This window comes from Bacillus kexueae (genome assembly GCF_022809095.1).
Classification (GTDB): Bacteria; Bacillota; Bacilli; order Bacillales; family Aeribacillaceae; genus Bacillus_BZ; species Bacillus_BZ kexueae.
Map to the genome: position 1 here is coordinate 335,076 of NZ_JALAZE010000001.1, position 26,166 is coordinate 361,241.

General features: G+C 40.3%; 26 protein-coding genes and 2 riboswitches. Of the genes, 12 read left to right on the forward strand and 14 right to left on the reverse strand.

The window, feature by feature from the left end; translation table 11 throughout:
* Complete coding sequence (locus tag ML543_RS01835; RefSeq protein ID WP_243385438.1) at positions 1 to 735, reverse strand: metallophosphoesterase family protein; 735 nt, start codon at positions 733 to 735, stop codon at positions 1 to 3.
* Between the two features lie 66 nt (positions 736 to 801).
* Complete coding sequence (locus tag ML543_RS01840; RefSeq protein WP_243385439.1) at positions 802 to 1,821, reverse strand: YkvI family membrane protein; 1,020 nt, start codon at positions 1,819 to 1,821, stop codon at positions 802 to 804.
* Positions 1,822 to 1,930: 109 nt separating this feature from the next.
* On the opposite strand from ML543_RS01840, the gene ML543_RS01845 reads away from it, so the two are divergent.
* The 3 genes from ML543_RS01845 to motB all read left to right on the forward strand — a co-directional run bounded on the left by ML543_RS01845 (position 1,931) and on the right by motB (position 3,926).
* Positions 1,931 to 2,224, forward strand: coding sequence for a hypothetical protein (locus ML543_RS01845; RefSeq protein ID WP_243385440.1), 294 nt, complete (start codon positions 1,931 to 1,933; stop codon positions 2,222 to 2,224).
* A 156-nt stretch (positions 2,225 to 2,380) separates the two neighbouring features.
* On the forward strand, positions 2,381 to 3,172 hold the full coding sequence (gene motA, locus ML543_RS01850; protein ID WP_243385441.1) for a flagellar motor stator protein MotA: 792 nt from the start codon (positions 2,381 to 2,383) through the stop codon (positions 3,170 to 3,172).
* The gene (motB, locus tag ML543_RS01855) at positions 3,165 to 3,926 is read left to right on the forward strand and encodes a flagellar motor protein MotB (RefSeq protein WP_243385442.1); all 762 of its coding nucleotides are present in this window, start codon (positions 3,165 to 3,167) and stop codon (positions 3,924 to 3,926) included. The genes motA and motB overlap by 8 nt, the downstream gene beginning before the upstream one ends.
* A gap of 169 nt (positions 3,927 to 4,095) precedes the next feature.
* Here the strand turns inward: motB and ML543_RS01860 are convergent, their stop codons facing one another.
* The gene (locus ML543_RS01860) at positions 4,096 to 4,542 is read right to left on the reverse strand and encodes a MarR family winged helix-turn-helix transcriptional regulator (protein ID WP_243385443.1); all 447 of its coding nucleotides are present in this window, start codon (positions 4,540 to 4,542) and stop codon (positions 4,096 to 4,098) included.
* Positions 4,543 to 4,930: 388 nt separating this feature from the next.
* Between ML543_RS01860 and ML543_RS01865 the strand changes: the two genes are divergently transcribed.
* Positions 4,931 to 6,418 (forward strand): ATP-binding protein, encoded by a 1,488-nt coding sequence (locus tag ML543_RS01865; RefSeq protein WP_243385444.1) that lies wholly within the window; start codon positions 4,931 to 4,933, stop codon positions 6,416 to 6,418.
* A gap of 241 nt (positions 6,419 to 6,659) precedes the next feature.
* Here ML543_RS01865 and ML543_RS01870 read toward each other — a convergent pair whose 3' ends face one another.
* The 3 genes from ML543_RS01870 to ML543_RS01880 all read right to left on the reverse strand — a co-directional run bounded on the left by ML543_RS01870 (position 6,660) and on the right by ML543_RS01880 (position 9,066).
* Positions 6,660 to 7,103, reverse strand: coding sequence for a hypothetical protein (locus tag ML543_RS01870; protein WP_243385445.1), 444 nt, complete (start codon positions 7,101 to 7,103; stop codon positions 6,660 to 6,662).
* Between the two features lie 35 nt (positions 7,104 to 7,138).
* Positions 7,139 to 7,405: an aspartyl-phosphate phosphatase Spo0E family protein gene (locus ML543_RS01875; RefSeq protein ID WP_243385446.1), complete on the reverse strand. Its 267-nt coding sequence runs from the start codon at positions 7,403 to 7,405 to the stop codon at positions 7,139 to 7,141.
* A gap of 206 nt (positions 7,406 to 7,611) precedes the next feature.
* Entirely contained in the window at positions 7,612 to 9,066 is a 1,455-nt protein-coding gene (locus tag ML543_RS01880; RefSeq protein ID WP_243385447.1) for a flavin monoamine oxidase family protein, read from the reverse strand.
* 208 nt (positions 9,067 to 9,274) lie between these two features.
* On the opposite strand from ML543_RS01880, the gene ML543_RS01885 reads away from it, so the two are divergent.
* Both ML543_RS01885 and ML543_RS01890 read left to right on the forward strand, forming a co-directional pair.
* Positions 9,275 to 9,898 (forward strand): 5-bromo-4-chloroindolyl phosphate hydrolysis family protein, encoded by a 624-nt coding sequence (locus ML543_RS01885; RefSeq protein WP_243385448.1) that lies wholly within the window; start codon positions 9,275 to 9,277, stop codon positions 9,896 to 9,898.
* 6 nt (positions 9,899 to 9,904) lie between these two features.
* The gene (locus ML543_RS01890; protein ID WP_243385449.1) at positions 9,905 to 11,062 is read left to right on the forward strand and encodes a toxic anion resistance protein; all 1,158 of its coding nucleotides are present in this window, start codon (positions 9,905 to 9,907) and stop codon (positions 11,060 to 11,062) included.
* Between the two features lie 233 nt (positions 11,063 to 11,295).
* Here ML543_RS01890 and ML543_RS01895 read toward each other — a convergent pair whose 3' ends face one another.
* The 6 genes from ML543_RS01895 to ML543_RS01920 form a co-directional block, all read right to left on the reverse strand.
* Positions 11,296 to 12,819 carry an SLC13 family permease gene (locus ML543_RS01895; protein ID WP_243385450.1) on the reverse strand — a complete coding sequence of 508 codons (1,524 nt, stop codon included), beginning with the start codon at positions 12,817 to 12,819 and terminating at the stop codon, positions 11,296 to 11,298.
* 305 nt (positions 12,820 to 13,124) lie between these two features.
* Positions 13,125 to 13,658: a 1,2-dihydroxy-3-keto-5-methylthiopentene dioxygenase gene (locus tag ML543_RS01900; protein WP_243385451.1), complete on the reverse strand. Its 534-nt coding sequence runs from the start codon at positions 13,656 to 13,658 to the stop codon at positions 13,125 to 13,127.
* A 16-nt stretch (positions 13,659 to 13,674) separates the two neighbouring features.
* Positions 13,675 to 14,304, reverse strand: coding sequence for a methylthioribulose 1-phosphate dehydratase (locus ML543_RS01905; protein ID WP_243385452.1), 630 nt, complete (start codon positions 14,302 to 14,304; stop codon positions 13,675 to 13,677).
* Positions 14,301 to 14,963: a 2-hydroxy-3-keto-5-methylthiopentenyl-1-phosphate phosphatase gene (locus ML543_RS01910; protein ID WP_243385453.1), complete on the reverse strand. Its 663-nt coding sequence runs from the start codon at positions 14,961 to 14,963 to the stop codon at positions 14,301 to 14,303. The genes ML543_RS01905 and ML543_RS01910 overlap by 4 nt, the downstream gene beginning before the upstream one ends.
* The gene (locus ML543_RS01915) at positions 14,960 to 16,183 is read right to left on the reverse strand and encodes a 2,3-diketo-5-methylthiopentyl-1-phosphate enolase (RefSeq protein WP_243385454.1); all 1,224 of its coding nucleotides are present in this window, start codon (positions 16,181 to 16,183) and stop codon (positions 14,960 to 14,962) included. Before ML543_RS01915 ends, ML543_RS01910 begins: the two co-directional genes overlap by 4 nt.
* 316 nt (positions 16,184 to 16,499) lie before the next feature.
* Positions 16,500 to 16,611: riboswitch (SAM riboswitch) on the reverse strand.
* Between the two features lie 67 nt (positions 16,612 to 16,678).
* Positions 16,679 to 17,851, reverse strand: coding sequence for a pyridoxal phosphate-dependent aminotransferase (locus tag ML543_RS01920; RefSeq protein ID WP_341482338.1), 1,173 nt, complete (start codon positions 17,849 to 17,851; stop codon positions 16,679 to 16,681).
* Between the two features lie 99 nt (positions 17,852 to 17,950).
* On the opposite strand from ML543_RS01920, the gene ML543_RS01925 reads away from it, so the two are divergent.
* The 6 genes from ML543_RS01925 (at position 17,951) to ML543_RS01950 (ending at position 24,990) form a co-directional block, all read left to right on the forward strand.
* Complete coding sequence (locus tag ML543_RS01925) at positions 17,951 to 18,736, forward strand: carbon-nitrogen family hydrolase (RefSeq protein WP_243385456.1); 786 nt, start codon at positions 17,951 to 17,953, stop codon at positions 18,734 to 18,736.
* 105 nt (positions 18,737 to 18,841) lie between these two features.
* A riboswitch (SAM riboswitch) is annotated at positions 18,842 to 18,990 on the forward strand.
* A gap of 126 nt (positions 18,991 to 19,116) precedes the next feature.
* Positions 19,117 to 20,313: an S-methyl-5-thioribose kinase gene (gene mtnK, locus ML543_RS01930; protein ID WP_419095323.1), complete on the forward strand. Its 1,197-nt coding sequence runs from the start codon at positions 19,117 to 19,119 to the stop codon at positions 20,311 to 20,313.
* Positions 20,310 to 21,371, forward strand: a complete 1,062-nt coding sequence (mtnA, locus tag ML543_RS01935) for an S-methyl-5-thioribose-1-phosphate isomerase (protein ID WP_243385458.1) — start codon at positions 20,310 to 20,312, stop codon at positions 21,369 to 21,371. The genes mtnK and mtnA overlap by 4 nt, the downstream gene beginning before the upstream one ends.
* Positions 21,371 to 22,513 carry a sugar ABC transporter substrate-binding protein gene (locus ML543_RS01940; RefSeq protein WP_243385459.1) on the forward strand — a complete coding sequence of 381 codons (1,143 nt, stop codon included), beginning with the start codon at positions 21,371 to 21,373 and terminating at the stop codon, positions 22,511 to 22,513. The genes mtnA and ML543_RS01940 overlap by 1 nt, the downstream gene beginning before the upstream one ends.
* Positions 22,494 to 24,020: a sugar ABC transporter ATP-binding protein gene (locus ML543_RS01945; RefSeq protein WP_243385460.1), complete on the forward strand. Its 1,527-nt coding sequence runs from the start codon at positions 22,494 to 22,496 to the stop codon at positions 24,018 to 24,020. Before ML543_RS01940 ends, ML543_RS01945 begins: the two co-directional genes overlap by 20 nt.
* The gene (locus ML543_RS01950; RefSeq protein ID WP_243385461.1) at positions 23,974 to 24,990 is read left to right on the forward strand and encodes an ABC transporter permease; all 1,017 of its coding nucleotides are present in this window, start codon (positions 23,974 to 23,976) and stop codon (positions 24,988 to 24,990) included. The genes ML543_RS01945 and ML543_RS01950 overlap by 47 nt, the downstream gene beginning before the upstream one ends.
* A 53-nt stretch (positions 24,991 to 25,043) precedes the next feature.
* Here the strand turns inward: ML543_RS01950 and ML543_RS01955 are convergent, their stop codons facing one another.
* Entirely contained in the window at positions 25,044 to 25,184 is a 141-nt protein-coding gene (locus tag ML543_RS01955) for a hypothetical protein (RefSeq protein WP_243385462.1), read from the reverse strand.
* A 490-nt stretch (positions 25,185 to 25,674) separates the two neighbouring features.
* Positions 25,675 to 26,166, reverse strand: a complete 492-nt coding sequence (locus ML543_RS01960; protein ID WP_243385463.1) for a methylated-DNA--[protein]-cysteine S-methyltransferase — start codon at positions 26,164 to 26,166, stop codon at positions 25,675 to 25,677.

The following is a 26,166-nucleotide window of genomic DNA, read 5'->3' on the forward strand; positions in this document are numbered from 1 at the left end:
TTATGTTGGTAACCCACGATACCTTCCTGTCAAAAGTTCCTGTTCATACCATTCATAATCAGGTAATCGCTCCTCTTTTGCTTCGCGTAGCGCACGTTCAATATCGTATGGAACCCGGACAAATTGAATGGAAAAAGGGGCGATGTCCTCTGCACCATACACACCTTCTAGTAGTACATACGACGCTTGGGTCATATCAAGTGGGTTCCCTACACTTCCTGTATTAAAGAGTGTTTTTCCTTCCAAATGTTGAATAAAAGCATTGTGAACATCCCCATAACCGACAATGTCTGGTTCGTTTGAATGACCCAACACTTCATTTGTATTCTCAAACATGGATAGTCTTTTTTCCATTGAATCCCACGGCTGAATTCTTGTCCAAACACTAAATGGCGAGGCATGAAATAATCGGATGTATCGGCCGCTCATTTGAAAATCAAATGAAAAAGGTAGCGATGTTAAATAGGTGATTTCTTCATGAGATAATTGGCTTTGATGCCATTTCACCACTTCATGAACATCCTCTTTTCCCATCAGCTCGTCCCAATTTCCACGGATAACGACTTCGCAATGTTCTCGAATGATTTGAGTCGCTTTTTTTCCACTCGGTCCCTTCCCTACTAAGTCACCAAGGCAGAAAATACGCTCAACACCGCGACTGTTAATATCCGCTAGAACCGCTTCTAACGCTGGTATATTTCCATGAATGTCTGAAATAATGGCGATTTTCTCCATCTAAATCCCCCCTCTTTCGCCTTTAGGTCTTCATGCTGTGAACAATATTGTACCATTCTCTTCTCGTCAAGGCACCTTCTTTACCATTAATACGAGTAAAAAGCTTAAACTTACATAACCAAATAACGGGTATAGTTTCGTAATGAGTTCACTATAGCCAATTAAGCTAATGCTATATGTCACCACACTGATAATAGATAAATTAATAAATGTCGACTTTCTAAAATTTGATTTCATTTGTTTTTCAATTCCGTACACATTCCCAATAACCGATGTGAACACTTCCCCACAGATAACAATGACATACAACAAATAAAAAGTGCGTGCACCTTCCTTTATTAATTGGGCCATCGGAATATCGTAGACGCCGACATTGGTGAGATTTGAGAGCGCGAGATGACTCGCCATTAAAATTATCCCTAATCCGATTCCACCAAATATCGCGCCAAACTTAATTGCTTTTTCATCATTCACTTCGGTTGCGAGAGGGACGAGAACTGCTTGGGCTAACGCTAAATTAAAGGCCGCATACAAAAAGCTCGAAAATATTGAAAGCGGCATGGAAGAAAGCTGAAACGGTTCATTCATTTCATATGGGAGTGCATGAAGCGCTAACAAAAATGAAAATAGAATAAATATCGGAACGACCACCATATTAACCGAAGAAATGCCCTTAACTCCAAACTTTAATACGGCCATGGTTAATCCAATGGTAAATAAGATGCCTACTTGTGAAGATAAGTTTAACTGCTCTTTAAAAATAGCACCTGCCCCTGAGATCATAACCGACGTTACCCCAAGTAAAGTCACAAACATGATGACATTGAAAACGGACGCGAGAAATGGTCCAAATAAATAAGCTGTCACCTGTTGATAGGACGTCGCTTTTAATCGATAACCGATGACCATTACTTTCATTCCGTACCACGTTAACAAAGCAGTACAAAAAATAATGCTAATAAAAGCAGAGGGTCCATATTTCGTAAAAAACTCAACAATTTCTCTTCCAGTTGCAAACCCAGCTCCGACAACTGTTCCAATATAGATTGCCGCAACTTGAATACTTAATACAAAACGATTCTTCACCTCATCCACCTCGCTTGCCGTTACTACACTATATGGACAAGATTCCAAAAAAAGACGAACTATTCGCATTCTTGGACAAGTTGTAACATACGATGTAACGAGGTGGTCAATGATGAATCGAATAAACAAGCTATTTCTCGGAGTTATTATTTTATTGTTAGTCGTCAATAGTTCTTCCCTTTCGTTTATTGTAAGTATTGAAAGGTTCGGGAGCGTCTTTGGACTCATCATGTATTACTTTTTATGCACTTTTTGCCTCGTATTGTGGAGCATAATGGAATCCCCTAATCTCTCACGCTATTCAAAGCGACTGCTGCACGTTTTATGTGTCGTACCACTATTTCTACCGATTTACTACGCAACGGTTGGACAAGCTTTGTTTCGAGTTATTTTTTTCAACTAAAATGTTGTGCATAGAACAGTGACTACTATCCATGAACATTGTGAAATAAAAAGATTGCTAGAAAATTTGTGACAAATCATGAAACGGATTAAAATATACTAGAACGCTGTCGATATATGTAATGAAGTAAGTATTTTGATAAAGGATTTGATACATATGGACAAAACGTCACTGATAGGTTTAATCTTAGGTTTTATTGCACTTGGGGTCGGGATGATACTTAAAGGGGTTGAATTTACTGCTTTACTCAATCCAGCGGCCTTTTTAATTATTATCGTCGGTACGATTGCGGCTGTCGTTATCGCCTTTCCGACAAGTGAAATTAAACGAATTCCAAAATTAATGGGGATTTTATTTAAAGAACAAAAACATACATCGATTCAAGAATTAATTCCGCTCTTTTCCGACTGGGCACAAGTCGCACGAAAAGAAGGTTTACTCGCATTAGAAGCGAAGTTACAAGAGGTTGATGATCCATTTTTGAAAAACGGTCTAACAATGGCAGTCGACGGACAGACGGCTGAGTTTATCCGAGATGTGATGACTGAAGAAATTGAAGCGATGGAAGATCGACATGAAGCCGGTGCGGCGATCTTCACGCAAGCAGGTACTTATTCACCAACACTTGGGGTATTGGGAGCCGTAATTGGACTAATTGCTGCCCTTTCACATATGGAAGATATTGAAGCATTAGGTGCGTCGATCGCAGCGGCATTCGTTGCAACGCTTTTCGGGATTTTCTTCGGATACGTTCTATGGCATCCATTTGCCAATAAGTTACGAAGAAAGTCGAAACAAGAGGCACTCGTTCGTCAAGTGATGATTGAAGGAATTTTATCCATTCTTGAAGGACAATCAGCACGAGCAATTGAACAAAAATTATCCATCTATCTATCTGAGAATGAGCGCAAAGCTCTATTACAAGAAAGTGTGACTGACAATGGCTAAGCGTAGGAAGAAAAAAGAAACTCCACACGTAGATGAATCGTGGTTAATTCCGTACGCCGACCTGTTAACGTTGCTGCTTGCGTTGTTTATTATTTTATTTGGAATGAGCTCCATTGACGCACAAAAATTCCGCCAACTAGCAAGTGCTTTTAACGCTTCGTTAACAGGAGGAACTGGTGTTTTAGAATTCCCCTATCCAATTGAAGACCTTGATCCTTCGATAACAGAACCGGAAGAAGAAAAAGAAGAAGAGCTAGATAAACTTGAAGATCAACACCAATTAAGTGAAGTACAAAAGAAAATTAATGCCTACATTGATGAGAAAAACTTGAATGGAAAATTGCAAACGACATTAACGGATGAAGGGCTATTAATTACAATTTTAGACGATATTTTATTTGATTCGGGAAAAGCCAATGTTCGGTCAAGTGATGTCCAGCTGGCGCGGGAAATCTCGCAATTACTTGTCATGAACCCACCGCGAAATGTCGTCGTAAGCGGACATACCGATAATGTCCCGATCAAAAATGCGCAATTCGATTCCAACTGGCATTTGAGTGTCATGCGTGCGGTAAACTTCATGAAAATTTTATTAGAAAACGATCAACTCGACCCGAAGCTTTTTAGCGCAAAAGGGTTTGGAGAATTTAAGCCAGTTGCATCCAACGATACCGCAAGCGGTCGTCAAAAAAATCGACGAGTTGAAATTCTCGTCCTTCCATACGGAATAACTGCCGAGAACAATCAAAACTAAAGAAAACATAAGAAAAGCTCCAAGCGCGAGTCCTTAGGAGAAGGGCGCTTGGAGCTAGACACCAAAAACTGTAAAGAGAATGCTTTAACACTTTACTGAACTTAAACTTTTTGTAACACTGAAGAAAGCCTCCGAGTAAGTTTAACTCGGAGGCTTTTCATATCGATTGTTAATCTAGTTCTTTCACGTGGAGTCCTAATTTTCTTAAAATGTCCGTTGCTTGTATTTTTTCCTCATCCGACAAGACACTTAACGTTTCATCGATAAATTCTTTATGTTTCGGGAACATATCTTCCATTAATTGAGTCCCCTTCTCTGTTAAGACTGCATGTGTGACACGGCGATCATTAGGACATGCTTTCCGTTCAATTAACTCCTTTTTTTCCAGCTTGTCGACCACATAGGTGATGCTTCCGCTAGCCAACAAAATTTTTCCTCCAATTTGCTGTAGCGGCTGATGTCCTTTATGATAGAGCAATTCTAACACCGCAAATTCAGTTGGATTCAACCCGTACGATTGAATGTGTTTACTTACATAATCGTGAATAGCTCGGTATGCCTTCGATAAAACAACATAAAGCTTTAACGAATGGTCGTTCTTTCCTGTACAGCTCACTTACCTCAACCCTTTTTCCTTTAATTTCATTTGGCTGTTTTCGTAAACATTGATGCCTTTTCAGCCAGTTTTGACTCCACTTTTCTACGAGCCTCTTTGCCATGTACCTACCGGAGTGTCTCAACTTCGCCCCTACACGTCAGGAGTTAAGTCACTTCACTACATATTTTCTTTTGTAGCAAAAAACCGTCCAATATATTTATGTGACACACGTCTACTAAATACTTTGAATTCTAAATAATCATAATGAAAAAGGTAGGGCATTGTCAATAGATGCGCGTCCAAATTCCCAATAATTAACGTTATTTTCTCCCAATCCCTTTTTTCTTCCGAGTTATATATTATTCTGATATAATTTATTTGAAATGTAAAACCGGGGGTAAATAAAATGAGTTTCTTACACATTAGAAGATATCTAGTTATCGCATTGATTCCAACTTTACTTATCAGTTTTATCATTTTTTATCAAAAAAGTAATGACTTGTTTCAAGACCGATCACTTGAAGCGTATGACCAGTTAACAAAGCAAAAAAAAGAAATTGATCGACTACTTGGTGATACGAAAGCTCGGATGGATACAATCGCTACCTTTATCCCCCGTCTAAATCAAGAAACAAACTGGCAACAACTTTTATTCGATTTATCGAAAGAAGACCCTCGTTTTTCCGGTATGTATCTTGTCAATACAGAAGGGTATTTTCAATACGGGTCCCGTCCATTTGATGAAAATGTAAGCATTAAGAGTCGACCTTACTTTCAAGAAGCACGAGATACAAAATCTCTTTCTATATCTGAACCTTTTATCGGCCGGTTTTCAAACCACCACATCATTGTTTTGTGCATGCCAATTTTATCAGCAAAAGATGAAATTTTGTATTACTTCATCACGACGATCAATGTTGATTTAGTCGAGAAAAAATTAAAAACAGAAAAAAACGAAATCATTTATATTGAAAATAATCAAGAAGAAGTGCTGTTACGATTTGGAGCATCACTAGAAAAGAAAAAAGTGGCTGAAAAGATTTCCATTCCGCTTGATGAAGTGGATTGGACTCTTTCAAAGAACGTTACCACTTTACAACCGTTAGACATTTTACAACCTATTAGTCCTATTATTTTATTCGTTTTCTTTACAACCCATTTCCTTTTTCTTGTTTTTGAAATCAACCGTTTCAAAAAAGAAGCAAACTTAGAGAAGTTAACCCTTCAGGCAGAGCGATATGAACTGATGCAAGCACTGGCGGTTAGCACAGCGCATGAAATTCGGAATCCTTTAGCTGGAATTAAAGGTTTTGTTCAGTTACTAAATGAAAAATATAAAGACGATGAGGACCAACACTATTTCTCTGTCATTAAGACCGAACTGACACGTCTATCTCATATTGTTGATGATTTGCACATGCTTGGGAAAAAGGTCGATCAATACGAAGATAGCCGAACCGATATCGTCGAAATGCTTAAAGAAATTTCACCTATCATATCAGCGGAATGTCATGTGAACGGTATAACATTTGACGTAGATTTCAAGTCTTTTGAGTCGAAAGTCATTAAAGGTTCAAAAGACCAACTCAAGCAAGTGGTACTGAATTTAACGAAAAATGCCATTCAAGCGATGGAGCATGGGGGAACATTGACGATTCGAATAACCGAAAATTCAAATCGAATCTATGTAAGAATTGAAGACACCGGAATCGGCATCCCTGAAGATAAACTCGATCAAATCTATCAACCTTATTATACGTCGAAACAGTCTGGAACCGGGTTGGGACTGGCGATTAGTAAATCTATCATTGAACTTTTCGATGGCACGATTCATATTGAATCAACAGAACATATCGGAACAACTGTCACGGTTTCATTTCCTATACATAAATGAAATATAAAAAAAGCGCAAAGCGCAAGTCCTTAGGCGAAGGGCGCTGGCGGACCTGCGAGAGGCTTCCGTCGCCACAGCAGGGAAGAAGCGACCCGAGCTGATGGCGCTTGGAGCTAGACACCAAAAAAACGGTAAAGAGAATACTTTAACACTTTATCGAACTTAAACTTCTGTAACATTAAAAAAGCAGATGAAGAATTACATCTGCTTTTTGTTCATCATTGGTAAATGAAATCTTTCTTCAAGAAGAATGGTATCGTCCCATTCGTGTATGTTGTCGGACTTTTTCTTTTTTACGTTTGGTAAACAAAATGAACAACAATCGCTTTATTCCGACAAATGCGATTGAGACGAGAAATAAAACGATAAATCCCCATAAGCCAACAACCGCATCTTCAAACTCCATATTCCCTCTGTTCGTCACTTTTTGTTGAATCTCTATGGCAAACACGAATATGAGCAAAACTGTAAACGTATAAATAAAAGATAACGCCCCGATACTATATCGGCTTATCCATTTAAAAGCGATATGGGTAAAGAAAAAGAAGACAATCCCAATTATTCCAATTACCCAAAAATGAAGCTGCTTATCGGTAAGCTGTAACCCGGCCATTTGGAATGCATTGATAAATACATCATGGATGTCATTGACAATTTCCGCTAAAAATAAAATCGCTTCTTTCATGCTTACGATCCCCTACACATTCATGAAATGATGTCTTAAACGATAGCTGATTCTTTTTCATTCGATTTTGAGAGGAAAAAAGAATCGGAAACGGTCCATTTCGGTAATTCGTTATCCATATACGGAATGGTTTGATTTTCTACCATTAGTTTTTGATAATCATTCAATAAAGAGTCTAGCTCCTGGCTAATTGTAATGGTTTCAACACTCGTAAAACCTTTTAGTCTTGCCATTTCGACTAATTCTTTTCGTTTTAGTGAAATTTCTTCGTCGAGCTGTTCCAAAACATGATTGTCCACCATCTCTCTTTACCCTCCTCTGAAAATGCCCACAACCTGTGCATTTCGTATTATTACAGATTCTACTATTTTTGTAAATAGAATCGCATTTTTTGACAATCTTTTCACCAAACTCTTGCGAATTACTAATATATTCCCAAAATTCAGAATAATAAACAGAGAGTTTTTCCTTTTTACTAGATTTTTTATCAACAAATTTCTACACGATTCTACTGGCGTTCATCTACTTCATAAGCAACACGAATCCCCGACTTAATTGCGGTTTCGATCCATCCGTGTGGAAGGTCCGTATGCTCACCCGCAAAATGAACACGCCCTTCTGGTGATGCGATGTAAGGAGAGAGCTCCAATTCTTGCCATGGTTTAAAGATTGTAAAACACCCACCCGAATACGGATACCGTCCCCAGTTATGGGTATAGCCCGTAACAAAATCTCTCTTAATCTTTTCTCCGTATACAGTGGAAACGGTTTCTAAAGCATTCATAATCTGTTGCTCTTCTGTTAAACTCTCCCATGGCGCGGCATCGTCTTCCCACGTATAGCTTGCCAATATTACACCGGGACCTTTCGAGCCTAAATGATGGCTTGGAAAATAGGAAAAGCGCGTCGGAAGATCCGTAATCATTCTTCCTCCAAATATCCCTTCTTCTTCCCAAAACCTCCTTTTAAACTGTAACCCAATTTTCGTAGAGGTGACATAATGTAGTTCACGAATCGCTTTTCGTTTATTATGAGAAAAGGAATGGAGAGGTTCAATTTCGACAAATTGTAAAACGGAAAATGGCACCGTAATAATGGCATAATCACCTTTAAAGTGATAGGAGGCTTTTGTTTGCGGATGAATGCACGTGATATCGACACCTTGATCGGATTGCTTTATCTTTGTCATTTGTCGCTGAAAATGAATATTTTCTCGTAGCTCAGGAAGAAATGCTTTCGGAAGCAAGTCGTTTCCACCAGCAATTTCATAAAACTCTATCTCTTCATTAAATAAAATCATAAGCTCCCGCAATATCTCGATAAAAGATAGTTCAGGAAACCCTTCAATCATTTGCATAACTTTCATCATTTCGTTTGCCCCTTCGGATAACGAAATACCGTACGGATTTTCACGAAAATAATCATCAACTGAGTACTTTTCAAAACGTTGGACAGCAATGGGCCAATTTTTCTCTGGATTTTTTGATATAAATGATAATAAAGGGCCCACAACTTCATCTAGCAATTCGTTTACATTTTTCCCTCTCTCAGAAGGTGCCAATGGATATTTCAATATGCCGGGTTTCTTCATATAAGTTTCAAACGTTGTTCGAACCCCGTTTACAAAAATAATATCTTTTGGAGATGCGTTAATAAATGGGTGCACCGTTAGCCCAAACTTTTCGACATACGCAAAGACGAGGTCATGAATATTTGGAATTCGCATCGCTCCTACATCTAAATAAAGTCCATCCGTAAAAGGTTCTCTCTTCGTATAGACCCTCCCCCCAACACGAGATGAGGCTTCGATGATTTCCACTTCATGCCCCGCTTCTTTTAATAATGACCCAGCCACAAGTCCCGCCATGCCAGCACCCACTATGATTATTTTTTTCGGTTGATTCGTCCTACCGATTCCTTGTTGAATCGTCTTTAACATTTTGTCTTTGGAAAGAGAATTCATCAACCCACCTCACCCACTTCATTCTCATTATCCTATTCCGTCGGACAAAGCAAATATTCATCTTACGTAATTAAAACTTTTAAACCCGACTTTTTTTGACGATGATACAAGGAGAGAATATATGGTGAAAAATTTTAAAAATACGAAACTTGTCGGTCACTTCATTCGTAGTACCAAGTAACGAAACTAATTTTGGGAGTCGAGAAATATGAAAGCTATACTGCTTTTTCTACTTAATACGTTCACGTCGTGTACCTTTATGGTCATTAGTTGGTTTCTATTCTATTTCGGCTTGAAATTACCATTCTTTCAATCCGGATTGTTTGCTATTCTCGTTTGGATTACAACGTTCATCTTCTTCCGGTTCTTGCAACAATCCCGCTTATTAAGAAGGAACAAGCTTACGAGACGAGAATACAAATACATTAAAGACAATATAAGAGAGGCTGAGCGAAAAATTCAGCGATTACAAAAATCGTTTTTTCGTGCACGTTCCATCGATTCATGGAAAGTGTTGTTTGAGAACCTTCGCATCGCTAAACGAATTATTCAAATCGTTAAAAACGAGCCAAGGCGTTTTTTCTTAGCCGATCGCTTTTTCTTTTATCATTTAGATTCCAGCATTGAAATAGCAGAAAAATATACGAAGCTTGCTACTCAACCGATCCACGATGTGGAAATGCGAAGATTTATAGAAGAATCGAAAAGTGCTTTAAAAGAGTTAAATGGTCAGTTACAAGAGGATTTAAAATCCGTGTTACAGCACGACGTCGATCATTTACAGTTTGAGTTAGATGTGGTCAAAAAGCAACTACAACAGTCAAAGAGGTGATGAATCTTGAGTCAACAGACGAATTCGAATACAACATTTGATGATTTATTACAAAATCCGTTCGGACAAGAACTTGCACCAAAAGAAGCAGTGATGGAAGTCTCACAAACAGATAAGCGATTAATTGATGTATTACCGAGTGAACATCGAGAAAAAGCAGAAGCACTTGCTAAACAAATTGATCATACGAGTCGTCATTCCATCGTTCAATACGGAGCGAATGCACAAGCAAAGCTCTCTACTTTTTCCAATTCGATGCTCGAGCATGTTCAAAAGAAGGACATTGGACCAATTGGGGATATTTTAAAGGAGCTCATGACCAAACTCGAACAAGTGAACCCTGAAGAATTATCCGTTGAAAAGCGCAACATTTTCTCACGGATGTTTAAACGAATTTCCTCCTCTATTCAAGAGGTGCTGTCAAAATATCAAAAACTTGGTGCGCAAGTTGAACGCATTACCGTCAAGCTTGAACAGTCGAAAATGGTCTTATTAAAAGATATTAAAATGCTTGATGAATTATACGAACATAATAAAGAGTATTTCGATGCTTTAAACATTTACATCGCGGCGGGAGAATTAAAGTTAGAAGAACTCCAAACAGAGATCATCCCAGAGATGAGGAAAAAAGCGGAGCAATCTGGCGATCAAATGGCGATTCAAGAAGTGAATGACTTAATGCAATTTGCTGATCGCTTAGAGAAGCGTTTGCACGATTTAAAACTTAGTCGACAAATTACCATTCAAAGTGCACCGCAAATCCGCATGATTCAAAATATGAACCAAACGCTTGCGGAAAAGATTCAGTCGTCCATTCTCACATCCATTCCGCTTTGGAAGAACCAAATCGCGATTGCCTTAACACTCTATCGACAAAAAGGGGCATTAGAAGCGCAAAAACAAGTAACGAAGACAACGAATGAACTTCTCCTTCGCAACGCTGAAATGTTAAAATCGAATACGATCGAAACAGCGAAAGAAAACGAGCGAGGCATCGTTGATATCGAAACATTAAAGAAAACGCAAGAACAACTTATTTCAACCATACAAGAAACCCTTCAAATTCAACACGAAGGCCGAATCAAGCGCCGTCAAGCTGAACAAGAACTCATCTCGATGGAAAATGACTTAAAACAACGATTACTTGAAATGAAGGGTGAATAAAAAACGGGTGCTCAAGAGCGCCCGTTTCTTTTATTGTTACAGAAAGTTTAAGTTCAAAAAAGTGTTATCTTTTCAGTTTTTTTGGTGTCTAGCTCCAAGCGCCATCAGCTCGGGTCGCTTCGGCCCTGCTGTGGCGACGGAAGCCTCCGCAGGTCCTCCAGCGCCCTTCGCCTAAGGACTTGCGCTTTGCGTTTTTCTTATTTATTGACTTGAATCAGTTCACATCTCCCTAATTAAAAAGGATACGTAAGCAAGTCAATTCCCCAAAGGATTGGTAACAAAAAGTATGTCGTCACAACGATGACAAGAACGCCTATGAGGTTTAATGCGAATCCCGCTCTTGCCATATCCCCTATTTTCAAATAATTAGAGCTAAATACGACGGCATTTGGGGGCGTAGCAACTGGTAGCATAAACGCACACGAGGCGCTAATGCATGCCACGACCATTAAGCTGTACGGATGGATGTGCATTGACATCGCCAATGAAGCCATAATAGGTAAAAACATTGAAGCTGTTGCCGTATTCGATGTTACTTCCGTTAAAAAGATTACAATTAAGGCGATTATCGTTAAAAGCAACCATGTAGGAATCGCTTGAATAGAAGAGAGTTGTTCACCAATCCAAGTTGTTAATCCGGTTTCTTTAAACCCTGTGGCAATCGCTAACCCGCCACCGAATAGTAATAGAATTCCCCATGGAACTGATTTTGCAATGTCCCAATTTAAAATGGCTTGTCCCGGTTGACTTTTCGACGGAATGATGAATAAAATTATCGCTCCTATCATAGCAATAATCGTGTCATTAATAGTAGGGATCCATTGTGATAAAAGAAAAGATCGGCTTATCCAAGCGATAGAAGTAAGCGCAAAAACGAGTAATACGACTTTTTCTTCATACTTCATCGAACCTAAATGTTTTCGTTCCTCTAAAATGACTTCTTTACCACTGATCAATGATTTATTTTGAATCGGAAATGCTATTTTTGTTAAGTATAGCATCGTAAGAATCAAGAGTATGGCCGAGATTGGCACTCCAAATAGCATCCACGTCGCAAAGGATATGGTCACACCAAACATTTCTTCCACAATAGCAGCGAAAAACGCATTAGGTGGTGTACCGATAATAGTAGCTAGACCACCGATGGAAGCGCTATACGCAATGGCAATCATTAACGCTTTCGATAATCGACTGACATCCTCTTTCGACATTTGCTGATTTGACTGATTTAGTTTGTAGATGATGGCGCTTCCAATCGGAACCATCATCATTGCTGTTGCTGTATTAGAGATCCACATGGAAAGGAATGCAGTGGCGACCATGAATCCACCGACCATTCGGTTAACATTAGTGCCGACAATTTGAATGATGAATAAGGCAATTCGTCTATGTAGATTCCATTTCTCCATCGCTAGTGCAATTAAAAATCCACCTAAAAAGAGAAATATTGTGTCATCCCCATAAGATGCCGTAGTTTGATCTAAATCGAGTCCATCTGTTAGTGGAAATAAAATAATGGGCAATAACGATGTCACTGCTAGTGGAATCGCCTCTGTCATCCACCAGCAAGCAATCCATATCGTACAGGCAAGGACTGCTTTCGCTTCTAGTGTCATTCCTTGAATGGGAACAAGAAAGTACATGATTGCAAATAGAGTAGGTCCTAATATCAAACCAATGAGCTGTGGGCGTGAATAATTTGTTTTTGCATCCTTTTGAAACGGAACAACGGATGATGTGTTTTTCGTAGATAACATTTAGCAACTACTCTCCTTTCCTCATTTACTATTATTTTCTATATTTTTTAAATTTTTTCAATATTTATTTCTCAATCTATTTATATCTAATGCATATAAGCATTCCATTCTTTTCAAAGGGTGCACTAGTAAAGAGGATTCTAGATCCATTAGGTCGCTTTCTGCTGGCAAGATCGGCCCTTTTCAAATCAGTAGCGTTTCGTTTTCTCTAGGTAAAGTCACCGTCTATTACTTCAATAATATAAATCGCTTTTGAAAACAAAATAACCTCCCTATGCTTAAAAGTGACATAGAGAGGTTTTCGATTACGCTTCTACTTCTGATTTTTCGTAGATTGGTACCCATCCTTCTGTTGTGACGAAGATGCGCACGGCTACGACACGGCGGTCTTCTTGCAGTGTGAAGTAATGTCTCGTCATTTCTGGAACGGAAATGAGGTCACCTGGTTCTAACCACACTTCAAAAAAGTTCCCATCTTTTCCTTCAATGACGAAAATGCCGTGGCCGCTGACGATAAAGCGAACTTCATCATCTGTGTGATGATGCTCTTGTTTAAAATTTGTCAATAATTGATCTAAATTCGGCGTGTTTTCGGATAAAGAAATCACGTCTTGCGCCTTGTACCCACGGCGTTCGGAAATATCTTTAATTTCCTCATCAAATACAGTTAAGATTTCTTCTTTTTCCTCATCGGTTAAATCGTATTTTTCTTGTAATCTTTCTGGGAGCTTTGATAGATTCCACTGTTCGTAAATAACGCCTTGTTCATTTAAGAACGCAAATACCTCTTCTTGTTTAATAATTTCTTTTTGCTCCTGTTGAAATCGGATAATGGCCATTATCGTTTCCTCCTTATTAAATCGTTTGTTTCAATGATTGAAATTGTTTAAGTTTCAAATGATAAGAGAATAGAAATTCAAAAGCTTCCAAATATTTTTTCGTTTGTACAGGTGTTTCCCCCCAAACAGTAATACCGTGATTACGGATTAACACGGCTCCGAAGTCACCGTGTACATGCTTTGAAAAATTCTCGGCTAACGTTGGAATATGAGCATCATTTCGAATGATTGGCACGGATATTTCCGCATTTTCCTCCCATAATCCGAACGCTTTTATGATTTCTTGTCCACGAAACGTTACAACTCCATCGTCACCATATATCTCGGAAATAACATTGTTATCAACCGTATGGATATGTAGACTACATTCTGCATTTGTACGGGTAAAAATTTCAACATGAAGCAACGTTTCAGCAGACGGTTTTTCACTTTCCCCTTCTACAGGTTTTCCGAACCGGTCGACGAGAACGAAGTCTTCAAGAGTAGCCTTTCGTTTATCTTTTCCACTCGCTGTCACATAGAACTGGAGCGGATTGTCACTAATTTTTATCGCTAAATTGCCGCTCGTTGCTGGAAACCAGTCGCGCTCTGCAAGCTCCTTTTTAATTTCTGCTAATTCATTCCATCTCTTGATGTTGTGCTTCATACGTTCACCACCTGTCGTTTCTTCAAAGATTTTACGATATCGAAAAAGGATTCAAATGGTTGAAAAGAAATCCCTTCTTCTGTACATTTTTCGATTAAGAAGTCGCGTGCAAAGACGACATCAGCCATTGTTGCTACTTGAAAGTCGGTAATAGAATCACCGATGACTATTACTTCATGATCTTCTTCTTTCAATTTTCGTAAGATGGACGGCTTACAACAGCCGCATTCGTTTTGGCATGCATCATCACAAGCATGTGGCCAATGAACCGTCACGAAATCACCAGAAAAGTCTGCTTCATTACAGAAAATATGATCATCTGGAATAAGTGACTTTAAAATCGGCTTGACGAAAAAATCCATCCCACCACTAACGACGTAAAGTGGAATATCGACCTCCTTCGTATACGAAACGAATTCATGAAATCCTTCTCGAAGTTCTGCATGTGATAACGCATACTCAATTAACTGATATTTTTCATACGAAGGAATCAGGCGGAACATATCCCCCACCCCTTTTTGGATTGAAATGTTGCTGGCTAAAATGTCATCTTTTAACCGTTCCCATTCAGGTGGCGCAAATTTTTTCATGATCGATAAAATATTGTCCCGTTTCGTAATGGTTCCATCAAAATCGCAAAGAATGATTGGTTTTTTCATCGGACAACCTCCTTCACACCCCATCTCTCAATTGCTTGACGTAAGGATGAATGCTCACGTGCTGCTTCGGTTAATGATTGTCCTTTTAAAGTGGCTTCCATTGCTTGGCGAAACGCTCTTCCTCCTCCAATAGCTCCTTCAGGATGTCCGTGAACTCCCCCGCCAGCGTTAATAATACTATCGATCCCGAAATCGTGAATGAGTTGCGGGACTAAGCCAGGATGAATTCCAGCCGACGGGACAGGAAACGTTCTTTTTAATACGGACGTCTTTACGCACTCGGCTTGAATGGCGATTGCATCTTCTTTAGGAATGGCCACACTTCCGTATGGAGACGGAAATAAAGAAAAATCTGCCCCAGCTAGTCGAACGAGCTTTCCGAGTAAAAGAGCATAAGAAACACCGAAGTAAGGACTCGATGCGATTGCTCCGCTAAACGACGGATGAGCCATAATTGGAACATTAATTTCCTCATCTTCCACAAGGCTTTGCAGTGTATCCAAACCGTATGTGAAGACATTGAATAAAAGGGCCGTTGCGCCTAATTCAACCGCTCTCTTCGCCTTGTCTTTTAACTCAAACGTTCTGCCAGTTAAATTGATCGCATATAACCCGTTGCGCCCCGTTTCTTCGAATAGCTCTTTTAACACTTCTTTTCCGATTGCGACTCGCTTTTCGATTGGGGTCAATGGATTCTCAAATAAAATTTCGTCATCTTTCACAATATCGACCCCACCGAAAAATTGGCTTCGTAACTGGTCTTTTAAAAAGGCCTCATCTCGTCCGATGACCCCTTTAAAAATACTCATGAGAAGTGGTCGACCAAAGACATTTAGTTCTTTTCGAATGCCGTTTATTCCCCATTTTGGACCCGAAAAATGGGACAGAAGGTCATCTGAGAATTGAAGGTCGATCAGCTTTATCGTTCCGTCAAGCGATAACTTTCCAAAGACGGTCGTTAAAATGGCCGGAATATCCGTTGAAAAGTTAATAGCAGGATATTGAATTTCAATCGTCGCCTTCCGTCCAAAGGCGGGGTGCTCTTCACCGTTATCAATGACGGACACCACTTCCCCTTTATGTTTTTCTAGCTGCTCTTTTTCAACATGAGCTAAGTCGGTCCAAGAACCGACTGTAAGGCCGACTGCAATGGATTCCGCTTTTTGTTCGAAGTTTCCCTTCTTGTCGTAAATGACGTATGTGGCTACTACACTGCTCACTTTATACACCTACCTATTTTGCATTTATCTATCACTGTTTTCTTGTCTTCACTAACGCCCTTTTTGGTTGTTACAGAAAGTTTAAGTTCAATAAAGTGTTAGCTTCCAAGCGCCATCAGCTCGGGTCGCTTCGGTCCTGCTGTGGCGACGGAAGCCTTCTCGCAGGTCCTCCTGCGCCTTTCGCCTAAGGACTTGCGCTTTGCTCTTTTCTTATATAGACAAAGGACCGTGCTGACAACTCCACCCGATCAATATCATTGGACAACAAAAAACCTCTTCTCGCTTTGGTGAGAAGAGGTTTGGATTGATCGCTCCATCCTTATCTCTCAGCCAAATGCTGCAAGATTTAGCACCGTGCTTATCTTGAATTGAATAAGTCGGTTGCCGGGCTTCATAGGGCTAGTCCCTCCACCTGCTCTTGATAAGGAAATATTTTCTTGTCGATTGAATTTATATTGGATTATGACACGTTCTTTAATGAGTGTCAACAACTTTTTAAAAAAGATTTAAATTCTTAAGTCGGTTGACCGCCTCTTCAATCCGCTCTTCGTCTGTTAATAATCCGACTCGAACATACCCTTCTCCGTACTCTCCAAATCCGTTTCCAGGCGCAACCGCCACATGCGCTTTTTGCAGAATGGTTTCTGCAAACGTTTGGGATGTGAACCCATTTGGCACTTTGAGCCATGCGAAAAAAGATCCTTTCGGTGATTCGTTGTCCCAGCCGATGTTACGCACTGCTTCCATCAATGTATTTCGTCGCTTTTCATAAAGTTGAACAAGATCTGTGACGCATTGTTGCGAGCTCGTTAAGGCAGTCGCTGCTGCTTTTTGAATAGCGCTAAAAACACTCACATACAAGTGATCTTGCAATAAGTTAATCGCTTGGATGATTTCTTTATTCCCTACTGCAAAAGCGATTCGCCATCCTGCCATATTATACGTTTTGGATAATGTGTAAATTTCAATCCCGACTTCTTTAGCGCCTTTTGTTTGTAGGAAGCTTATCGGTTTTTTCCCATCAAAGCCGATGGCACCATAGGCGAAATCATGCACGACTCCAATATTATGTCGTTCAGCAAATTGAACGGTTTCTTTGAAAAACGCTTCTGTGGCAACTGCTCCTGTCGGATTGTTTGGGTAGTTCAAAAACATTAACTTCGCCGCGTCTTTCACTCGCTCATCGATTTTACCGTAATCCGGTAAAAACTGATTTTCCGCTGTAAGCGGCATTGTCTCCATCTTCGCGCGTGCAAGTGCGATGCCGGACCAATAATCTGGATAGCCTGGGTCTGGAACTAAAATCGTGTCCCCTGGATTCAATAAGCATTGCGGAATTTCAACAAGCCCTGCTTTTCCACCAAATAAAACGGCAACTTCCTCTTCCGGATGTAACGTTACACAGTATTCCCGCTCGTAAAACGTACAAACGGCCTCTTTCAAAAACGATTGACCGCGAAACGGAGAATATTTATGATACGCTGGTTCTGTAACAGCATCTTTCATCGCTTCTACAATATGCGAAGGCGTCGGCTTGTCTGGGTTTCCTTGACCGAGATTGATTACATCATAGCCGTCCATTACGTACTGATGCACCGTTTTCGCAAGTCGAGCAAAAAATTGGTCGGGTAGTTGTTCTAAAAGTTGCGATTGTTCAAATTTCATGATTTTCACACCTTCTCAAAAAGTTCTTGAAATTCTAGTGAAAAATCATATAGTGTATTTATCAACTTGTAAAGAAAAATTTTTGAAATAGGAGTGACGAAAATGAAATGGCGTGTGTCTTGCCTCCAATCCGATATAGCGTTTGGACATCCTGAGCAAAACTTCATCCATTTTGAAAAACAAATTGAAAAAGCGACGAAAGAGGAAAAGGCTTCCGTTGTCGTTCTCCCTGAATTGTGGACAACAGGTTATGATTTAACAAACCTTGATACGTTGGCCGATCATGACGGGCAATTAACGAAAAGCATTTTAATCAACTGGGCGAAAAAATATAACGTGCATCTCATCGGTGGATCGATTGCAAAAGCGAAGCAGTCCGGTGTTTATAACACTACGTACGTCGTTTCAAGCGAAGGAGCCATTATTCACGAATACAGTAAATTACATTTGTTTCGCCTAATGGATGAACACCTATATTTGCAAGAAGGAAAAGACGAAGCATTATTTACACTCGATGCGGAGTTGTGCGCATCGTTTATTTGCTACGATCTACGCTTTCCAGAATGGATACGAAAGTCGACAACAAAGGGAGCGAAAGTATTGTTTTTTGTCGCGGAATGGCCAGCGCCTCGCCTTCACCATTGGCGCTCATTACTCATTGCCCGCGCGATTGAAAATCAATGCTACGTCGTCGCCTGCAATCGAGTCGGACGCGATCCGAACAATGTATTTGCCGGTCACTCCATGATTGTAGACCCATGGGGCGAAGTAATCGCTGAAGGTGGGAATGAGGAGGAAATTGTTACAGCCGATATCAACTTTGATACCGTTAATTCAGTCCGAAAACAGATCCCAATTTTTGACGACCGTCGACCATCAGTTTATTAATTTTTTCAAAAAATGGTTGACAAACGTTTTTCAACCTTGCTAATATCGTCATCAAGTTAACTTTTCCAATTCAACTACAATTTTCAAATTTCATAATTGACAAAACTCTTATCGAGAGTTGGCAGAGGGAATTGGCCCAATGATGCCGCAGCAACCGACCGTAATACCATTGCAAAATGGGGCGTGAATGAATGGACGCCTTTAAGGCACGGTGCTAAATCCAACAGACGCGGGAAGCGTCTGAGAGATAAGAGGTGCGAAGGTAAAGTTCTTCAAGCCTCTTTTCTTTTGAAAAGGGGCTTTTCTTATTTCGTTTTGAACGGGTCGCGAAAAAGAAAAGCCTCCACCAAATTTAAATGACATTGCTTGGAGGTATGAAAATGAGTGGAACGTATGAACCGTTAACCGAAAGCGCTGCAGGGCAGCTCATTACAAGACTTGGTCTATTTTCTAAAGAAGACATTCTTGAGGTAGAAGAAATTGGAGATGGAAACTTAAACCTTGTGTTTCGAGTGACAAAAACGGAAACGAATGAATCCTATATTGTCAAACAAGCCCTCCCTTATGCAAAAGTTGTCGGTGAGAGTTGGCCATTGACGCTTAAAAGAGCGACGATTGAGAGTCAGGCACTGCGACAATTTCGAGATCTAACACCAGGATATGTCCCGAATGTCTATTACTCTGATGAAACGTTGGCTGTTACAGTCATGGAGGATTTATCACGTTTAGACGTGGTGAGAAAAGGGCTCATCAGCGGGAAACAGTATCCCCTATTGCCAAAGCATATCGGTGAATTTTTAGGAAATGTGTTGTTTCACACGTCAGATTATGCAATCTCACCCGAAGCTAAAAAGGTGTTGGCAGCGAAATATGTCAATCCTGAACTTTGCAAAATTACAGAAGACCTTGTCTTCACCGATCCGTTTTTTAATCATGACACGAACGACTTTCCAGAAGAGCTTTTAGAAGACGTCCAAAAAATATGGGGCGATCAATCCCTTCTTGTTCAAGTCGCTCAGTTGAAAAAACAATTTATTACCGAGCAAGAAGCTCTTCTTCACGGGGACCTTCATACCGGAAGTATTTTCGCCAATGAAGATACGACGCAAGTGATTGATCCAGAATTCGCTTTCTTTGGTCCGATTGGGTTTGATATCGGGCAGTTTTTTGCGAATCTTCTGTTAAATTATTTGTCCGATGTTGAACGTAGTCGCCGTTACCTCCTTGACTACGTGAAGGAAACATGGGAGGTGTTTGTTAATACGTATTCCACTCTTTGGAATACGCATCAAGTCGATGCCTTTTCAAAGGTGGAGGGAGTACTACCTTTTATCCTTGAAAAAACATTCGCCGACACCATCGGTTTTTGCGGATGTGAAATCATTCGCCGAACAATCGGGTTAGCGCATGTAGAAGACATCGATTCCATCGAGCCACATCGCACGCAAATTGCGGTCAAAAAAGAGGCACTTCAATTAGGAGCGCTGCTTATTAAAGAGCGCAAAAAAATTGAAACGATTGATCAACTAGTAACCATCATTCAGACAAACACAAAGAAAAAGGAGCAATTCGTATGACAACAAATGCTTTATCCATCCCACGTTCCGTAGAGTGGACAGGTGAATCGATTCGCCTATTAAATCAACAAAAACTTCCGAGTATTACCGAATTTTTAACACTTTCATCCATTGATGACGTGTACGAAGCAATTAAAACGTTAAAGGTGCGCGGGGCTCCTGCAATTGGCATTGCAGCCGCATATGGCCTAGCCTTAGCTGGCTCCCAATATGAAACTGAAGAGCTGGAACCGTTTTTAACGAAACTCAAGCAAGATCGAGATTACTTAAGCTATGCGCGCCCGACGGCTGTTAACTTATTTTGGGCGTTAGATCGAATTATTCAAGTGGCGGAGAATGCCTCTTCTGTCAACGAAGCAAAGACCGCCATCATTCACGAAGCGATTCAAATTCAAGTGGAGGATGAAGAAGTTTGCCGCTTAATCGGTGAGAACGCCCTTTCCCTTTTTAAAGACGGGGACCGTGTTTTAACACATTGTAATGCTGGGTCGATCGCTACAGCTCGATATGGAACTGCTTTAGCCCCGTTTTATATTGGCAAAGAGCGCGGGATTGACCTTCACGTATACGCCTGTGAAACACGTCCGGTTTTACAAGGCGCGCGACTCACGACATGGGAATTGATGCAAGCGGGAATCGATGTCACGCTTATTACCGACAGCATGGCCGCCCATACCATTCAAACGAAAAAAATCTCCGCTATCATCGTCGGAGCTGACCGAATTGCAGCTAATGGTGATACTGCCAATAAAATTGGCACATTGAATTTGGCGATTTTAGCGAAGGAATATGACATTCCATTTTTCGTTGCGGCTCCCTTATCGACGTTCGATTTATCGATCGAATCTGGAAAAGACATTCCGATTGAAGAGCGGAACTTAGAAGAAATCACAACGATTCAAGGCATTCAAATCGCACCAGATGAAGTAAAAGTATTTAATCCGGCATTTGATGTCACCCCTCATTCGTATATTAGCGGCATTATTACGGAAAAAGGACTTATTACGGGATCTTATGAAGAAGAAATTCGTGCGCTATTTAAAGAAGGAGGGGTTTGATGAAACCGATTCGTTTAATTGCTTTTATGATTAGTTTATGTTTCATATTGTCCGCTTGTACGAATGAGCAAGATTCGGTTGATACAGCGACAAAACCATCGTCATCCGAAGCTGTTACATCAACAGAAACGTCTAGTGAAACGAATTCAAACATTCCTGAGCGACTACAAGAGCCGATTGATATCGCAGTTATAATGCAAATGTCTATCGGGACCTTCTCTTCTCAGTACATTGCCGGTGTAAAAGAACAGGCGGAGCGATTTGGCGGTAACGTTCAAATTTATAACGCCGAAAACGATTTATCGAAGATGGCAACATTTGTGGAAACGGCTATTAGCCAGAAAGTAGATGCAATTTTAATCGACCACGGTCGTGCCGATGCGCTCCAAGCCCCGATTGAAAAAGCGCTTGAACAAGGAATCGCCGTCGTCGCATTTGACAACGATCTATCATTAGATGGCGTTACGGTAATCGACCAAGACGATTATAGCTTAGCTTGGAAAACATTAAAAACGCTCGCAGAGGATTTAAACGGAGAAGGTGAAATTGTCACCATTTGGGTCGGTGGGTACGCCCCAATGGAACGCCGACATGTGATTTATGATGCCTTTTTCGAACGCTATCCTAACATTAAGGAAGTTGCCAAATTCGGTACCGCGAGTGCCAATACTGCACTCGATACACAAGCGCAAATGGAAGCAATATTGAAAAAGTACCCGAATGAAGGCGATATTGATGCTGTTTTTGCCACATGGGATGAATTTGCTAAAGGAGCGACACGCGCCATTAAGCAAGCCGGGCGTGACGAAATTAAAGTCTATGGCATCGATCTAAGCGATGAAGATTTAGAATTGATTCAAGAGCCAAACAGCCCATGGGTCGCAACAACCGCAACCGATCCAAAAGAAGTCGGTAAAGTTCAAGTACGATTTGCCTACCAAAAGCTAGCCGGTGAAGAAACACCAAACATCTATTCATTAGAGCCCCATTTAGTAAAGCGTTCCTCCTTGCCTGAGGAACCCATTAAAATGGCTGATTTACACCAATACGTTTCTTCATGGGGTGAATCCGAAGTCGCTGTTTCACCTTGGATGGACACATTGGAGAAAAAGGAGAATCAAGATGGCTCTAACGATGACTGAAATCCATAAATCGTATAATCATAACCACGTATTAAAAGGCGTGAACTTCTCCGTTCGAAAGGGAGAAATTCACGCCCTTTTAGGAATGAACGGCGCCGGGAAAAGCACGTTAATGAAAATTTTATCCGGACAAACCGCTTTCGATTCTGGCAGCATTTCCATTGATGAAAAAGAAGTGTCCTTTCGTCATCCTCAAGATGCGAAACGAGCAGGAATCGGAATGGTCGTCCAAGAAGTCGATGCAGCACTATTTCCAAATTTAACAATTGCAGAAAATGTACTCTCCCCCTCTTCCCTTTCTTCTGTTCTTTCTTGGAAAAAATTGAATAAGGAAGCGAAGAAGCGATTAAAAACGATTGGATTATGTAAAAACCCACGTACATTCGTCAACGAATGTACATTACCAGAAAAACAACTCATTTTGATTGCCAAAGTGTTGTCAGAACAAGCTCAATACATCATTTTAGACGAACCGACGGCTAGTTTAAGTGAGGCAGAAGCAAGCCGCTTGTTCGCACAAATCAACCAGTTAAAGGAGCGCGGAATTTCCACCATTTTTATCTCTCACCGACTCGATGAAGTGGTGAATCATTGCGATCGCGTTACGATTTTACGCGATGGTCAAACCGTTTTTGCCGGTGAAGTAAAGACTTTATCTGTTGAGAAAATGATTCAACATATGGTCGGAAATGATGTGGCGTTTCATCGAAAAACAGCTACCTTTAAACAAGCAGAAACACAAATTTCCATTCAAAACTTAGTCATAAAAGATAAAGGAACTACCATCGACTTAGACGTTAAAAAAGGGGAAATTATCGGAATTGGTGGTTTAGCAGGAAGCGGAAAGACTGAGCTTGCTGAATCCATTTTCGGCTTAAACGGTGGAGTCGGAACTTGGACTATTCGTAACGAAGTCAAAAAGGTTCGCTCTCCCTATGACGCATTAAATGCTGGCATATGCCTTATTCCGGAAGAAAGGCGCAAGCAAGGATTATTTATACACGATTCTTCTACTGTCAACTTAACGGTTCGTACGTTATCAAAGTTATTTCCAAACGGCTTTATCAATCGAAAAAAAGAAGCGGCCTTCGCTTCTGAATGGCTAAATCGTCTTCACGTTTCCCCCAATGATCCGAATTTAGGCGTTTTACAATTTAGTGGAGGCAATCAACAAAAAATTGTAATCGGGAAATGGTTGACGGAAGATCACAATGTGTTTATTTTTGACGAGCCGACAAAAGGCATTGATATTAAAGCAAAACAAGAAATTTTTGAGCTCATCCATTCACTTGCTCAAAGAGGGAAATCTGTCCTTTATTTCACTAGTGAATGGGAAGAATTAATGCAAATTGCAGACCGCATTGTCATTTTACAAGACGGGAAAATGGTCAAATCCTTGTCCAATGAAGAGGCAACGTATGATTCTCTTCTTTATTACGCAACAATGGGAGGTAACAAACATGGAACAAATCGAACAAGCGAGAACGAAGCCATCCTTGCAAACTAAAATCGTTCCCTTTCTGTATAAACACGGAACATTTCTATTTATCATTGCTGTCTTTCTCACGTTTAGTATCACAATTGATGAGTTTTTATCATATAGTAATCTTTCAAACATTTTAAAATCAATATCCATCTTAACCTTTGTCGCGATCGGAATTACGTTTACCCTTATTGTTGATGGGTTTGATTTATCCGTTGGGTCGACGGTTAGCCTTGCAACAATTGGAAGTGCAGCCGCACTCGTTTTATACCGGCAAGAGCTTCTCGTTGCCCTTATCATTCCATTAATATTAGGGCTTCTCGTTGGACTGTTGAATGCTTTTTTCGTTGTGAAAATCAAGCTACCTGATTTATTAGCCACACTAGCGGTCATGTATATTGTCAACGGTGTCCACCTTACGTATACAAAAGGGTATTCGATATACAACAACATGCCGCTTGAATCCGGTGAGTTAGCTCCAGGGAAGTTTATCCCATCCTTTTTATTTATCGGTCAAGGCGAAGTCTTTTCGATTCCATTCCCTGCCATTTTAATGATTGTGGCGGTATTCATTGCTCATTTTCTTCTACAGTACACTCGATTCGGCCGGATGTTTTACTTAGTCGGAAGCAATAAAGAAGCGGCGATTGTTTCTGGAATTCGTGTCAATCGTTATAAAACCTATGCTTATGTGATTAGCGGACTATTTGCTGCCATTGCGGGGATTATTTTAGCGGCAAGGATCGGCACCGGACAAGTATCTGCGGGTGCTTCCTTGTTAATGGATGGAGTCGCTGCTGCCTTTATTGGCCAGTCTGTATTTGGAGCTGGAAAACCGAATGTTATTGGTACATTTTTTGGCGCAATCCTGATTGGTATTTTACTTAACGGACTTACGATGCTCAATGTACCGTATTATGCGCAAGATATTATTAAGGGGTCGCTTCTAATCGGAGCGTTAGCGTTATCTTATGTTCAGAAAAAAAATGAATAATCCCCTTTTCGAATGAGAGTGGCAAGGTCCACTCTTTATTACTTTTAATCAAACTACGATCGATTCAATGTTTTATTTTCTTTTTGCAACGCTTTTTCTAACTCTTTCATTTGCTCGTCACTAAGAACATTCATTTTTGCTAACAATTGAGCGTAACCAATTAGCTTTTTCGGACGGGCTGATTTCCATAACATATTCATCCCTCCAGTTTTTCCTTAACGCAACTTTATTTCACTTAGTAAAGTATATGTCCTTCACACAAAAATAGTTCAATCTTCGTCTACAAAAGAATTTTTTTTACGAATGACCTGTATAGTAGGACGGTAGCATCACTAGACTTCCTGGTGTTTTCGATAAGAAACATACATGATTTTACACTCACACCCCGGAAATGAAAATTTATTCTCCCCGGGGTTTCCTTTCTACCATCTACCTATCATGATCGATCATTCAGCTCATAGGTAATTTTTATTTTCACAGAAAAAGCGCAAGTCCTTAGGCGAAGGGAGCTGGAGGACCTACGAGAAGGCTTCCGTCGCCACATCAGGGCCGAAGCGACCCGAGCTGATGGCGCTTTGCGCTAGACACCAAAAAAACTGAAAAGATAACACTGTATTGAACTTAAACTTTCTGTAACAATGAAAAAAGAGTTAAGGTGAAATACTTTCACCTTAACTCCTTTCATTACAATTTGTATGCTGCACCTTCCAATTCAAGCAAATACGCCTTTTTATCTACATGGTTGCCAGCGTAGCCGACTAAGCGTTGATTCTTTCCTATCACGCGATGACATGGAACGATAATGGGTAGTGGATTTCTCCGATTCGCTTGTCCAATCGCTCGCACCGCTTTTTCGTTTCCAATGGCTTTTGCGACATCCAAATAGCTCCACGTTTCACCAAACGGAATCGTACGTAGCGCCTTCCACACATTCATTTGGAATGCCGTACCCTTGTAAGTAATCGGGAGGTCAAAGCTTTTTCGCTTTTGATTAAAATACGCATCAAGCTGTTTCTTCACCTCAACCGTTAACGGTGTTTCAGCTTGTGTATTCTCCACTTTCGTCTCCCAATCTTGAAAGCTATCTTCTGTTAAAAAAACGTTGGAAAGTGTTCCATTCTCTGCAACCAAATAAATGGTCCCGATTGGTGATTGAAAATGGTCAACATAAAACAT